We start from the raw sequence: 13,492 nt of genomic DNA, 5'->3' as shown, positions 1-13,492 counted from the left end.
GAACTCAATGTTTTCACACATACTTGGTCCCTTGGGGTAGAAGAAAAGTTCTGTTTCTTGTTTCCCTTCCTGCTCTGGTTCAGCGGTTTCATCCGCACGACAGAAGCAGGAGCCCGAAGGCTTTTCTGGGCAACAGCAGTCCTTTCCCTTGCCTCCTTTGTGGTTTTTCTGGCGTTCCAGCGCCTGGACGAGCCCATGGCCTACTTCTCGATGCCAGCACGCTTCTGGGAGCTCGGTGCAGGCTGCCTTCTCTTTCTGGTTCTGCAGCGGAAGGATCCTTCCCGTTCTGGTTCCTTCCCACTGCTGCGGCATGTTCCTCCCCTCCTGCTCTTGCTGCTGATCCTGTCGGCGATGGCCACACCGTTCCGGGTCGGGGCACCATCGCCGTTGTGGTGTTGACTGCCCTACTGATCGCCAGTCTGCGACCAGGTACTGCTGCTTTCACGTTGCTCGCCCACCCCAAAGTAGTGTTTCTGGGGCTAATTCCCTATTCTCTCTATCTCTGGCACTGGGGGGTGATCTCCCTGAGTCGCTGGACCATTGGCATTCACTGGTGGACCGTGCCTTTCCAGGTGGGGGTGATGTTACTCCTGGCGGTAGCTTCTTTACGCTAAATCGAAACGCCGTTTCGCCGTTGCGATACATCTGCCTTCCGCCTGCTCTCAATTGGAGTTGCCCTCGTGTCCTCTTTTCTCGCGGCGGGCCTGCTATCTACCTTGGTGAATAAGATTCTCTCACTCTATGCGGGACGGACTCCTTCTCTGGTCGCAGTAGGGCCGAACTCGCTTAAGGATCCCTATCGTCTTCAGGTTCAGAAGGATCGGCTGCACGAGCGGGGTTACGTCTGGGCGGGCAAGCCATGCTATCTCGAGGATGATTCAGAAGCTGGCAAGGAAATTCCCCTTGCAGAGTGCACACTCGGCAATTTTTCCACCGCCCGCCAGCGGGTGCTTGTTCTGGGAAACTCCTTCTCCGTAGCCTTCACGCAGGCGTTCGACGATCTGGTTCTTGTGGATGACTTTGCAGTGACAATCACCTCCTCTCCCGGGGCCTGGCCCGTGCCGAACATTCCCAGCCTCAGGCGCTTTGGAAAGGCCAATGACTGGTACTGGAACCACGTGATCCCGGAGCTTTCCGGGCGCCTCTTGCCAGGCGACTGGGTTTTCCTCATCAATGATCTTTCACCGTTTTTCCAGCCGAGCAATTCCACTAGTCTGTCCAGGGACAGGCTTCAGAAGTTAAGGGTAGGCCTAGAAAAGCTTTCCGCAAGACTTGCCTCAAAGGGGGTGCGGTTGGCCGTGCTCCACGGAATACCTCTTGCACGCGAGGCGAACTGTGATCCCGTGATCGCCGTCAGGCAGTGGTTTCATCCCTTTGGCAGTCCTTGCAGGATTCCTGACCGGGTCAGCACGCTGCGAATGCGACAGGATCTCGATGATGTACTGATGACTCTGAAGCATCAGGGGAAGATCCAGGTGATCGACATCTTCAATGTCTTTTGCCCTGAGGATTCTTGCACCTACACCGCACCTAGTGGCGAAGTACTCTACCGGGATGAATACTCCCACCCTTCGGTGGAGGCTGTCCGTTTGGCGGCCCCAATTCTGCGCCGGTATCTGACCGCCCTCCGGGGTTCTTAAGGGTCGGTTCGAGCAGCTGGGCGGAATTTTGCTCCATCTAGTTCCGCGATAGTGCCATAAAGGACGATGTAAGCCATCTCCTCTAGTGTACTGCAAGATTATCCTTTTAACTCCATTTCATCAGGGCCAATATCAAGTTTCAAAAAACTGACTTGATTACCAACCCTTCTCTCTTGATGACGCCAACTTTACTCCCGAAGCATGCACAGATTCCTCGGCTCGGCTCGAATCTCGTTCAAATATATAATTATGAAGATTGCGATGAAGCTTATGTTTTTCTAGTGGGACCAAGCCTTGAGCATAAAGCAAGTCGATAATGTTTTGTGTTTCTTCAGGTAAGTCCTCATTGAGCTCAATCAAGATTGATCTCAGCTGACTGTTCTGCAAAACATTTGAGGCTCCTAATAGGATATCGTACTCTAAGCCGTCGACATCGACTTTGAGTAAATCTGGTAGTAACACACCCGGAATCTCTACAAGGTCATTGAGTGAAAGTCCGAGCATTCCCAATGAAACAACTGGCTCAAAGGCTTCAGACTTGTAATCAATGTTGCGAGAAAAAGAATGAAGAGCGCCACCTGATTCCAAGTTTTGGTAATGGAATCGATCTAGGCAGTGTTTTTTGCAAAGTGGAATTTGAAACGGAATAATGCTACTTTCGCAATTGTTTAAAATAATGTTTCTGCAGAGTTGCCTGAAATTCTGAAAACTTGGCTCAAAAGCGTATATTGTTGCTTTCCTTTGGGACGCATGGGATGCTATTAATGAATACGCGCCGACATTGGCGCCAATATCGTAAAGGACATCTCCAGGTTTTAATTCCCGTTTTAGCCATGCAACAGTCATCGGCTCCTTCCTGCAGGAAATAGATCTCAAATCTCGTTCCACAGTCGAATCGGCGTGTAAAAATAATTCCCCATCGGTATAGTCCAGCTTCTGAATCTCATGAAGCTCGTTGGCGAGCTGTAGTTTTTCTTCGGGCGAAAGTTCAACCTTTAGTTGACGGATAGAGTCAAGTAATTGTTTGAAACTTGATTGGGTCATGACTACTTAAATGATTTGGTTATGTGTGAGGCCGAGGGGGAGGTGGTGTCGTGTCGTGACCCGCATGCCATGCTTCAAGCGCAACATGCACATCATGCGTTTACCTTGTCGAGTAGCTATTACGATTCCATGTCGGATGGCTGGAGCGAATAAAAATCATGTGAAACTGCCATAATGCCATGTCGCCTGGCCGAAATAGCAGATCACACATGTCAATGCAACGAAAGCCAATTGACTTCATATGCAGAGACATTTCGTCAAACGTAAGATTCTTCCCGTCAACAAAGTTTAATTTGAAGTTGTAGCACTCCATCATGACTAAGTTGGTTTGCTTTAGGGTTTCGGCAGCGCCTTCAAGAACATCCAGCTCAACGCCGTGGGTGTCAAACTTGAGAAAAAAGGGCCCTGGCATTGCGAATTCCTTGACGAGTGTGTCGATTCTGCGAACCGGCGTTTTGTGGGTGTTCTCGCCGCTGCCGTCTCCAGATCCGAGGGCGCCGCCAGTATCGTTGCTCTTCTGAAAGAAGCCCTCCGTGTCCTTACTTCCTGCACCACAGACTATATGTTTGACGCCGGGATAACTCTGTGAGAGTTCGTTCCATGTGGGAACAAACCTTTCATCCATATCTATTAACAAGGCGTCCAGTTGGCTCCAGTGATTTCTGAAGAAGCCGATATCATCTCCCTTCCCGGCTCCAATATTTATCAAGCTTCTCACTTCAATCTGACGAGCGTTCATGCGCTGGAACGCCGCCCCAATATCTGAGCTTCGGTAAAGTTGGTTGTCGGTCATTCTTGCGTAAAAGTTTAGTAACTAAATGTAAGCCTAGTCTTCAGCTTGGATCCTAAGTGTCTGTTGTCGCTTTTGTTGATTTGGGGTGGTGAGACACATCAGGAGCTGCCGTTGGCTTCTAGCAGAATAGTCGCTGAAGCTCAATTCTCTCATGCTCGGATAGTGGGCGTCTCGCAATAAACCGATACAGCAAATGAAATGAACTTGCGGCGTGCTCCCACGAGAAGTCCTTTGATCGTTGTTTCCCCCTGATGGCCAATTCCATTCTTAAGCTATCATTTGACCAAACAGCTAATATCTTAGCGGCGATGTCATCGATTGAGTACGGATTGAACATGATTGCCGATCTCCCAACGACTTCGGGAATGCAGGAGACGTTGGAGCAAGCGATCGGGACTCCCTGATCCATGGCCTCCAGCAATGGGATACCAAGCCCTTCAAAGAGGGATGGATACAGCAGTAGCCTTGCGTTTGCCAGATAGTGTTGGATCTCATGCTCTGACAGATAACCAGTGCAATCAATCTGGTCCCTGATGGCATACTGTTCTGCTAAGCCTTCAAGAAATCCTTCCTTGCCCTTAACGGCTCGTCCAGTACAGATGAGTGGGATGCGAAGCCCAGACTCACTTCTCAGTTTGGCTAAGGCAGCGAAGAGGCGCTCATGGTTCTTATGAGGCCACGGCTTGGCTGGATAAATGGCATAGGGTTCGTCGTACATGGAAACCTGTTCACCATCGCCACTTGCTGCAATCTTTTCCTCTATTGGCTTGATGTCTTGTGATTCAATCCCTCGATAGATGACGGCGACTTTGGACGCAGGAATCTGATAATGACGCACAATATCGAATTTTGAACTTTTTGTCGCTGTTACGACAACGGTGGCTTTTTGAGAAGCTTCTTTATAGTGTTGGTTTCTAAAGAGTATCTCCTCCTTGGTGAATAGTTCAGGCAGATAGATGTGTTGAAGATCCCAGGGCTCAAATATAAACGGGAGGGACGTCGGGAAAAATCTTTGGTAGGGGAAGTGGATGAGCTCCACTCCATTAGACTTCAATTCATGCTCAAGTCCCTTGATTCCAGTGCGGCTCATATGGGCATTATTGAGCCTGCTTCGCTTCCAACTCTGTATCTGACGAAAAATTTTGATGAGCCACCCTTGGATGGAAAAATGGGAATACCGAATTGGTTGCCAGGCGATGATCGACTGACAAGCTGATGTATGCGCATTCAGCCATGCTGACTCCCCGCCCGGCCCAATCAGAAACTGTGCATCTCCAGGCATGTTACGCAAGGAAAGAGCACGGAGTAGCTGTAGCAAATTGGTTTCGATTCCCCCTGCGCTTCCTTCGAGAAGCTGAGCATTGATGGCGATCCTGACGCCTGAATCTTCAGCGAAATACTTGTTGTGACTTGGGTCGTCAGTCTTTTTCGCATTTTCCAGCACCTCCGATGTCTCCAACTCGACTGATGATGGCTTCAATCGCTTTTGATTTTGCAATGACTGCCGCAAGTAGTATACTTTTCCTGCACAGCTGATCGGATCGTATGGACTGATATAGTGGCATGAGAATATGTTGTTGATATCTCTCAACAGGCTTTTCAGTCGAAGACTTTTCTGTATTCCAGGGGCGTGCTTGAGCAGTCGACCGACATTTCGATACAGTCTCTTGAGACGACGATTCTTGGGTTTTGTCTGATTCTGGACAAAGGTTTTCCGATAGAGAGTCTGGTACTCTTTCTGTTTCTGTAGTTGTCGTTCAAGTTGCGCATCCGTCCCCCAGTCTCGCCAGTGATGGAGTGCTGTATCGCGGGTATAAACAATATCATTCCCACTGAAGAGAATCCTCGCAGTAAGGTCCGGATCAATGCCATAGTCCATGAAGGCTTCACTGAAACCTCCTAGCCCTTGGAGAAGGTTAGTGCGAAGCAGACCCTGATTTACATTTAAGATCCCAGAACTCGATATCCCGCCGATGTATGGTTCATTGGCGAACGGCCCTTGCATGTCACGGACTTTTAGGGCGACCATTCCAATTCTGGTGTCCTGTTCAAGTATGCTGACGGCGGTGGCCAGACTATCATTGACAACAATATTGTCATCACTTAGCCAGCATGTGTAGGGAGTTGTAATCTCGTTAAAAATCTCATTGTAGGCTTTTGCCTGTCCAATCTTCTGAGGGTGAAAGATGCACTTGACCTCTTTTGGGTTGAGGCTCTTAAGATATTCAACGGTCCCGTCTTGTGATCCAGCATCTGTAACATACACTCGCGTCGTAATCGATGATCCGCGAATAGATTGAATGCAGGCGTGCAGAAGTGACAATCGGTTGTAGGAACCAATGACGACGGAAAGTACAGCTGTCTTGTTTGAAACTGGCATCCCTTGATTAGATACGTCTGTAGATAGTCTCAATCATGTGTGGATGTCCCTTGTCGCTTGAGATTGACTGTTGAAGCACTCCTGCGAGTTGGAAACCACACTGTACAAGCGTTTGGTGGAAGCCCTCACATGGGCTACCTTTGTCTGCATCCATGTCAACTCCTTTCTGGAGACTCACGTACTCGAGAGTGGGACTCTCTAGGCTGGCAACCAACACATTCTTATCATCATGAATGTCCACGATCAACATTGCAGGGCCACTTTCCATATCTTTTGATAGTATTCCTTCACGGTCTGGATGGACAAGCCTGATATGCCGGGGCTTTTCGGAGCCAATCATCTTGGCTACATCTTCTGCTCGTCTTCGAGAGCGTTCACTCAATAGGAAAACATTCTGCATTCCTTGGCTCTGCAGCCATGTCGACATGCTCTTGGGTTCTTCGGGATGTCTACTCCAACGATTAAATCTAGCTGACTTCTGCCGCCACGTTAACAGAAGCCGTTGTAGGCGATGGACATAGTATTCAGCTGGATAGATAAACTCTGATCCTTGCGTGATGCCATCACAGATGATGTCAAGGCCGAGGTCTACGCCAGGTAGCAATTCCCTCAATGAGCGAATGGCGGGTTTATAGGGTGGCCATGCACCAGTCTTCCCCATGCATTGCAGAGGAATCATTCTCCTGTAAAAGAAGTGAAAAGCATATTTTAGAGCCCGTATCTGAGTCTTCTTATCGAGACGTTTGCCGCTTGGAAGTGTTGATAGAATCTGTAAGTAGTCTTCCACAGAGCTGGCATCACGGGTAACTTTCTTGTTACGTATCCAGGCTTCTCCAGCCACGATCACCGGAATTCCCACACTCGTCAGCTCAACACCTGTCTTGGTTCCGTAAATGATCACGGAGTCGCATTGATCCATCACTGCGTAGGTACTGATCTGGCTTTCCGGTCCAATCACCTTAATATTATCCGGCAGAGTTGGCCAGCGTTTCCTTATCTCTGTGAGTAAGGGTTGCCTTGAGGGTAGGGTGCCTCGGACTTCTGCAGGGTGAATCCGAATCACAAGCTGCAGTTCGGGACATCCAGCAAAGTATTCAATCGTTTCGAAGACCCAACTCAACATGTCAGGGAACGCATTTGCTTCGTAATGCAGCTGCGCATCCCACATCACATTGGTCAGCATGCCAATGATTGGCTTGGAAAGGTCAAGCCCAAGTGTCTTGTTAATCTCGTTGAAGTCCTCCTGTGGTTTCTCGTGAAACCAGATCCAGTCCCTACTGCCTTTCAGCCGACTCTTTAGGTAGGACTGAACTTGTTTTTGAGCCAGCTTATCAAATACGATGTCATCCCAGTTTGAATTTGGCTCATTCAATAATGTGTGATGATACGTATCGTTGTGACTAAAGATAAAGCACTTTTTGCGATAGGCGATGTTCCATGTACTTACCCTAACCCCTTTCGATCTAAGCACTTCTCCGATAATGCCATGAGGGCAGTAGATTCCATGATTGAAACAAGATGCCTGAAAGTTGTAGCGACTGGCGAGCTCATTGACAGCATCCATGGTCACTATGGTCGCCTCAAGGTAGCGTCGAAGAACACCTTCGCCCATCTCCTGATCATTGAGATTTCCGCTGGCAAAGTACCGCAATGTACCTGCATAGGCATGTTCGCCTACTGAGATATCTGCAATCTTGAAACTCGAAATATCTGAGGACTCAACTTCTTGACTCTTTGTCTTGGCCCCATCTCGTTGCTCACTGGTGACGAGCTCGCTGAGCCGATGGACGTGAATACCTAGGGCAGAGAAAAGATACTCTCCTGTGGCCTGGCATGTCTTGCAGATGATCGATTGAAATTCAGACGAGACGATATCGTTGGGATCCTTGATTGTTGTGTACTCAACACGAAGGCACGCTGGCAAGGCGGCATCACAGAGCAACACATGAACTTCGAAGCCACGTAGAGTGAGTGACACTGCAAGGAGGCTTTCCATGGAGCTCAGTGCTGCCATACCACCGACAGTTGTAGGCAGCAATATCTTTGGCGCATCAGCGGACTGTTTTAACCGATCGTCCCAGAATGACCGCTCTCTCCTCAGGATCTTTTCCCAATCTGGCAGATAATCAACATTCTCGACTTTATTGCGAGGTGGTCCCTTTCCACGCAATGTTTCCGTTCTATTGTTTATCAGTGCTGAGAACGGGCTGTTCTTCAGCAGATTGCGAACTCTATCTTTCATGGCTGCTCGCCCTCGGTCGATTGGTTCAAAGCTCTAGTGGCTTCCATCGACTGATTGTCTTGGCAAACAGACCTTGGCTGATTTCCGTGATCACAGGTTATTTCTGTTTGCACTCGACTTCGGAGCGTTTGATTGTGATAATCGCGAAAATAACCTTCAGCTTGGTGACTTGTATCTTGAAACTCACAGTAAACCTTTCCCATATTCTTTTTTATCTTGGTCACCTGAGTGTGGTACTTCCACTTTGAGCGGTACCGCTCGGCGTCCTCCTTCTGCGTGCGGTTATTCTGGACTCTCACAAGTTCAGTATTGTCCATGTAGTGCTCAACGTAGGAGCTATCCGCTTCAAGTATCTTGTATCCTAGCTCCCATATCTTTAGACAAAGATCTCCATCTGCCTTGTAGAACATATAATAGTCTTCTTCAACCCAGTCCACATCTTCCAGAGCACTACGTAAAAACAATCCATGATTCACCATTAGCTTCCCTCCCAGCGTTCTTTGCACGTAGTAGTGCTCTTCCTCGGGCCAGTTTCGGAAGTAGAAGGCAATACCTCCAATCCTAGCCTTTCTATTTAGTCTTTCAAATTGATCTATACCGCTTTTTAGAGATCCCGGTAGAAGGATGCAATCATCACTCACCATCAGAACGTATTTCCCTTGCGTAATCTTGAAGCCTAGGTTCATGAAGTATCCCCAGCTGCGACGGGGAATTGGTGATCCTGGATCGCGGCTTCGGTTGTGTTGAATGATCGTAACAATGTCGGTCTGGCTGGTTAACCATTCCATGGAGCCATCAGTGGATCCACCGTCAATGACTATGATTTCCCTGTTCAGGCCACAGCTCTCGGCACGTACATTATCAATTGTCTTCTTTAGCAGCTCGAGTCGATTGTACGTGCCAAGAACAATGGATACCAATGGCGATGCGTACATCGGAGCAATCGACTGCGGCCCGCTTGTGTCTGTACAACCCGCGTAATGATCTCCTGTCATTCAGTTACCTTTGTATTCTTCTGAAAGACCAGACAAGCCACTGCTCTGGCCGCAGCTGCAAGATCATCCTGAACACTCTGATTCGCATGGGTGTCAAAGTACTCGCAGTCTTTACAACCCTCGGCGTCGGCTAATTGCCACCCTTTGCTGTCATAGCGAAAGTAGGATGCCTCAATCAAGGAAGCACCATTCAAGTGACTGCACAGTCCTGCAATCATTTCGCTGTCAAACTGCTGCAGCCATCCATGGAACTCCTTTTTCCCAAAGGGTACTGACAGAAAGAGCTTGCCCGAAGTCTTCAGAACTCTGATCATTTCATTGACTGCGACCAGGTAGCTGCAAGCATCTTGTTCTTTGTACCTCACTTTGTCCGAGTAGACCAAGGTGTTATCCATTCCTATGTGCTCAATGGTGCTCAGACTGACCACGGTATCAAAGGCCTCGTTCCGGAAGGGATTATCTCGCAAATCACAGAACACATAGGAGAGGCGACTTCGTCGCGTCATTGTACTCTCCGGCTCCAGTGTCATCAGAAAGATGTCCTTATGCTTGAGGACTGTCTTCTCAAGGAGATATGGATAGTTGAGCACAGACCCTGCATCCAGCAAGCGTTCATCATTGCTGTTTATTCTCGAGAACAGCCAGGGGTATTCAACCATGCGTTCATCAACCCCATAGCCATAGCCTGATGGTAATTGCCCCCTGTACGAAAGATCTCAAGAGTCTGATCACTCAAAAGAGTCTTTTCTAATTGTTCAAGCTTATATTGCTTATAACCAGGCGACCAAGGGATACGACCATTGTCAAGATAGCTTTGAACTTTGGTTGAAACCATGGTGCCTCTTCGTACGGGATTCATTACTGATAGTAGTCTCTTGATACTAGCCATATTCCTTTTCCTCAAGACTTGCTTGAAGGGGTTTCCACTGATAGGTACCGACATCCATGTTGTCAATGTACAGCACTAGGCAGGTACTTCTTATTCTCATGAGTGGTTTATCGATGGCTAGTTCACGTAGGTATTTGACGACTCCTTCTGACTTTCCGGCAAAGTCGTGCCATGCAATGGCTCCATTTGGGGCCAGGAGTTCAAAGGCTTTCTCCGTATCGTTTTTGACGTACTCGTAGCTGTGGTCTCCATCAACGAAGACAAAATCCATCGTTCTCTGATAGGGCGTCGTGTCGAAGTCTTTGGAATCAGAGAAGACTTGGTGAATCCTCTGCTTGTTCGGACTTGTCTTAATGAACGATCCTATGTACTCCCCATAGCGACCATCCTGGTCGGGTGGCAGGTTGAGAGTGTAAATCTCTGCGTCCTCACATACATCTGCAAATCCACATGTCGTCTGGCCGCGGTATGTACCGATCTCAAAGATTCTTTTCGCTTCACGTAGCTTGGGGATTGCACACACATAGGCCATGTCAACGTGGTTCATATGCTGTGTTTCCTGGTGTATGACGCTTAGTGGGACTTTTATTCTTGTCATATCTCCAAAAATCTCACCCATATACGTTGAACGGATCTGGCCTCCCGCCATTGCACTCCCCACGACCAAGTCTTCTTTCAGCAACGCCAGATGTTGCTCCAATGGAGTTGTATTGTTTTGACTAGAACGTTTGTCGGCCAGCTCAAGTGTCATTGGGCTTTGATTGGAAACCCAGCGTACAAGCGTGATGATCATACCCCTTTCGGGATCAGACTTGAGATGGTTCAGAAGTAGCTCAATATTTCCTGAAAACTCGTAATCGCCGGTCACGAGCTGCTGAATCATTTCAGACAGGACTGTAATTCTGGCTTGCATCTCCCCTTCGACGGGACTTGCATTCTTCATGTCTTCAATCATTTGCTCAAGCCTGATCGCCAGCTCAGTTGAGCTCCCGCTCGGCGTCTTACTTGCGAGGCTTTCCGTTACACTGCGATTCTGTCCCGACAACCAATGAGCGAAGACCAGCACGAGTTCCTTTTCATCCTTCTTGCCAAGAAGAGTCAGGAGCGGCTCTAACTCCTCTGAAAGATCTGGATTGTTCTGGACGGTTTTGATGAAAGCACTTGATAGCACTTTGATTCTCTGCTCTAATTCCTCTTTTCTGATGTTCATCTGAATGTTTTTAGTCTTGACTTAAATGTAGCATGGATGAGGCCCTCTACATCTCTATCCCTTCAACTCCATTTCTTTATTCGTGCCAACATCTTCATCCTTTGCCTGGCTGCGTGGTTCGACTATCCAGTCGAAATCAACACAGATATCACCCATGGTCTTGAGTGGTAGCCTTCCTGTACCATAGAAATCACCATCAAATACCTTAATGGATGTCGCCATCTCCAGTTTATCTACCAACTGATTGTTGATCAACAGTGCTACGGTCAGACTGTAGAAGCCAGGGACAAGTGGAAGTCGGCCGATATGGCAGCGCAGTGCTCCCGCCTTTCCCAGGTCTGTCAGATTGACTGGCAGAACTTCGCTTGGTACTCCAAAGACACGTTTCCCAACCTCATTCATAAAGACGATGCAGGCAAAGACGTCAAAGACATCCGCATAGTCTGCATACACCTCGTAGTTTAGCTTTATATCGCAGCTTTCCCCGGTTCGCATGATTTCTGGCTGCGACGCCACTGGACCGTAACTTTTGATTTCCACGATTCTTGCATTGCCTGTTCCTTCTCGACGACGATTCTCTAACGCTACGGAGACCTTTGGATTCATCTCTTCTTCGTATCGATTGACTCCTTCTATGGAGCCGCCATCAAATCGTACCTTTCCGTGGTCAATCCAGATGACTCTCTCGCAGAACCTTGCTATATCGCCCATGCTATGCGATACAAATACAATTGTTCTTCCACCATCGGCCAATCCTTCAACCCGTGACAGGCACTTCTTTTGAAAGCTCAAGTCGCCGACGGCAAGAACTTCGTCCATGATAAGTATATCTGGGTCCAGGTGGGCTGAGACTGCAAAGGCAAGTCGCATGTACATGCCGCTTGAGTAATGCTTGACTGGGGTGTCAATAAACTCGCCAACACCCGAGAAATCTACAACCTGTTGAAATATACTTCGGATCTCATCGCCTTCCATCCCGTGAATGGAGGCATTCAGATGAATGTTATCCCTACCACTGAGCTCCATGTTGAAGCCGGTCCCCACTTCCAGAAGCGAGGCCACCCGTCCCGTGATTTCGGCCCTGCCCTCTGTTGGGTACACCAGCCTGGAGAGAATCTTCAGAAGGGTTGACTTCCCTGCGCCATTTCTGCCCACGATGCCAACGCGCTCACCTTGCTTGATGTCCATGCTGACATTCCGTAATGCCCAGAACTCCTTGTTCCCTATTCGGTACTTCTTCCCGATCTCATCACATTGTACGGCGTAACTCCTATTCATAGTCTGTCGGCTAACTCTTTTTCAACCGAGTTGAACGCCACCAGCCCCATCAGAATCGACCCCACAGAAACCAGCACGGCATAGAGCCACCACAGGATGGGAAACGTGCCGGTGCTGCCTAGGCATGCACGAAATGACTGCAATGTTGCGGCCATGGGGTTTATTTTAATCAACAGTGCTATGGGGCCTTGAAAGAGGTTGGGAGAGAAGTACACGCATGAAACGAACAAACCTATATACAGCATCAGGGATAGCAGCTGCTCAAAGTCTCTGTTGCGAAGTGATATGGATGCAAACAGCACGCCCACGCCCAATGACAGAGCTCCACACTGCACTATCACCAAGGGCAGAAGCAGTACGGTCCAGCTTATCTTGACCCCGTAGGCGATCATCATGATCAGCAAGGGCAGGAAGGCCATGCCCAGCAGGATCAGATTCGACACAATAGGCACAGCAGGGATGATGAGCCTCGGGAAATAGACCTTTTTGATCATACCGGCATCCTTGCGAAGGGAGCTTGCCGACTCCTGTGTGGCATCTGTAAAGTAGTACCAGATGATCAGTCCGCTATAGATGAAAATGGGGTAAGGCGCTGTCTCTCCTGTTGTTGCTCCAGAAGCATGCTTGAATAGGCTAAATACAGCCGTCACCGATAGTGGCCGGACCAGATTCCATAATACACTCAACTTCATATCATCAAACTTTGTCTGTATCTCCCGCTTGACCATGCGCTTCAGCATGCTCCGATACTTAACGTACTCTTCGATGTCAAAGAGCCTGATGCTCTTTCTGGGTTCAATGACTATCGTTTGCTTGGGATTAATTTTTCTCTCTCTCATGTGTTCCACCCCGTCTTGACGTCTGCAGACGCATGCTTGCCCAGTTCGCCAACTGTTTGCAGCCATATCTCCTTCTGGAGCAATGTGATTGGGTGCGTGCATCTCCAGAAGGCGCCTCTGTTTCGGCAGTTTGTACTTCGTTGAGTTGCTTTGTTTGTCGTTCGTGGATTGGAAGGCTTGTC

11 protein-coding genes are annotated in these 13,492 nt (G+C 48.6%); 2 read left to right on the top strand and 9 right to left on the bottom strand.

Features of this window, described 5'->3' with window-relative positions; translation table 11 throughout:
* Nucleotides 1-57: 57 nt before the first annotated feature.
* On the top strand, nt 58-399 hold the full coding sequence (locus AAF143_RS05670; RefSeq protein WP_255008705.1) for a hypothetical protein: 342 nt from the start codon (nt 58-60) through the stop codon (nt 397-399).
* 281 nt (nt 400-680) lie between these two features.
* A complete protein-coding gene (locus AAF143_RS05665) occupies nt 681-1,640 on the top strand; it encodes an SGNH hydrolase domain-containing protein (RefSeq protein WP_255008704.1) in 960 nt (319 codons plus the stop codon).
* Nucleotides 1,641-1,796: 156 nt separating this feature from the next.
* Here AAF143_RS05665 and AAF143_RS05660 read toward each other — a convergent pair whose 3' ends face one another.
* The 9 genes from AAF143_RS05660 to AAF143_RS05620 form a co-directional block, all read right to left on the bottom strand.
* Nucleotides 1,797-2,684 (bottom strand): FkbM family methyltransferase, encoded by an 888-nt coding sequence (locus tag AAF143_RS05660; protein WP_255008703.1) that lies wholly within the window; start codon nt 2,682-2,684, stop codon nt 1,797-1,799.
* A 100-nt stretch (nt 2,685-2,784) separates the two neighbouring features.
* Complete coding sequence (locus AAF143_RS05655) at nt 2,785-3,477, bottom strand: FkbM family methyltransferase (RefSeq protein WP_255008702.1); 693 nt, start codon at nt 3,475-3,477, stop codon at nt 2,785-2,787.
* A 118-nt stretch (nt 3,478-3,595) separates the two neighbouring features.
* Entirely contained in the window at nt 3,596-5,857 is a 2,262-nt protein-coding gene (locus AAF143_RS05650; RefSeq protein WP_255008701.1) for a glycosyltransferase, read from the bottom strand.
* A gap of 7 nt (nt 5,858-5,864) precedes the next feature.
* The gene (locus AAF143_RS05645; RefSeq protein ID WP_255008700.1) at nt 5,865-8,099 is read right to left on the bottom strand and encodes a hypothetical protein; all 2,235 of its coding nucleotides are present in this window, start codon (nt 8,097-8,099) and stop codon (nt 5,865-5,867) included.
* On the bottom strand, nt 8,096-9,019 hold the full coding sequence (locus AAF143_RS05640; RefSeq protein ID WP_414026630.1) for a glycosyltransferase: 924 nt from the start codon (nt 9,017-9,019) through the stop codon (nt 8,096-8,098). The genes AAF143_RS05645 and AAF143_RS05640 overlap by 4 nt, the downstream gene beginning before the upstream one ends.
* Nucleotides 9,020-9,090: 71 nt before the next feature.
* Nucleotides 9,091-9,753 carry a class I SAM-dependent methyltransferase gene (locus AAF143_RS05635; RefSeq protein WP_414026629.1) on the bottom strand — a complete coding sequence of 221 codons (663 nt, stop codon included), beginning with the start codon at nt 9,751-9,753 and terminating at the stop codon, nt 9,091-9,093.
* Between the two features lie 222 nt (nt 9,754-9,975).
* Nucleotides 9,976-11,193 (bottom strand): class I SAM-dependent methyltransferase, encoded by a 1,218-nt coding sequence (locus AAF143_RS05630; RefSeq protein ID WP_255008695.1) that lies wholly within the window; start codon nt 11,191-11,193, stop codon nt 9,976-9,978.
* A 54-nt stretch (nt 11,194-11,247) separates the two neighbouring features.
* Nucleotides 11,248-12,471 (bottom strand): ABC transporter ATP-binding protein, encoded by a 1,224-nt coding sequence (locus tag AAF143_RS05625; protein WP_255008693.1) that lies wholly within the window; start codon nt 12,469-12,471, stop codon nt 11,248-11,250.
* Nucleotides 12,468-13,412: an ABC transporter permease gene (locus AAF143_RS05620; RefSeq protein WP_414026628.1), complete on the bottom strand. Its 945-nt coding sequence runs from the start codon at nt 13,410-13,412 to the stop codon at nt 12,468-12,470. Before AAF143_RS05620 ends, AAF143_RS05625 begins: the two co-directional genes overlap by 4 nt.
* Nucleotides 13,413-13,492 lie beyond the last annotated feature (80 nt).

Origin of the sequence: Cyanobium sp. ATX-6F1, assembly GCF_047395825.1 — a bacterium.
In the GTDB taxonomy this organism is placed as follows: Bacteria; Cyanobacteriota; Cyanobacteriia; order PCC-6307; family Cyanobiaceae; genus ATX-6F1.
This window is presented reverse-complemented; position numbering and strand designations above follow the sequence as displayed.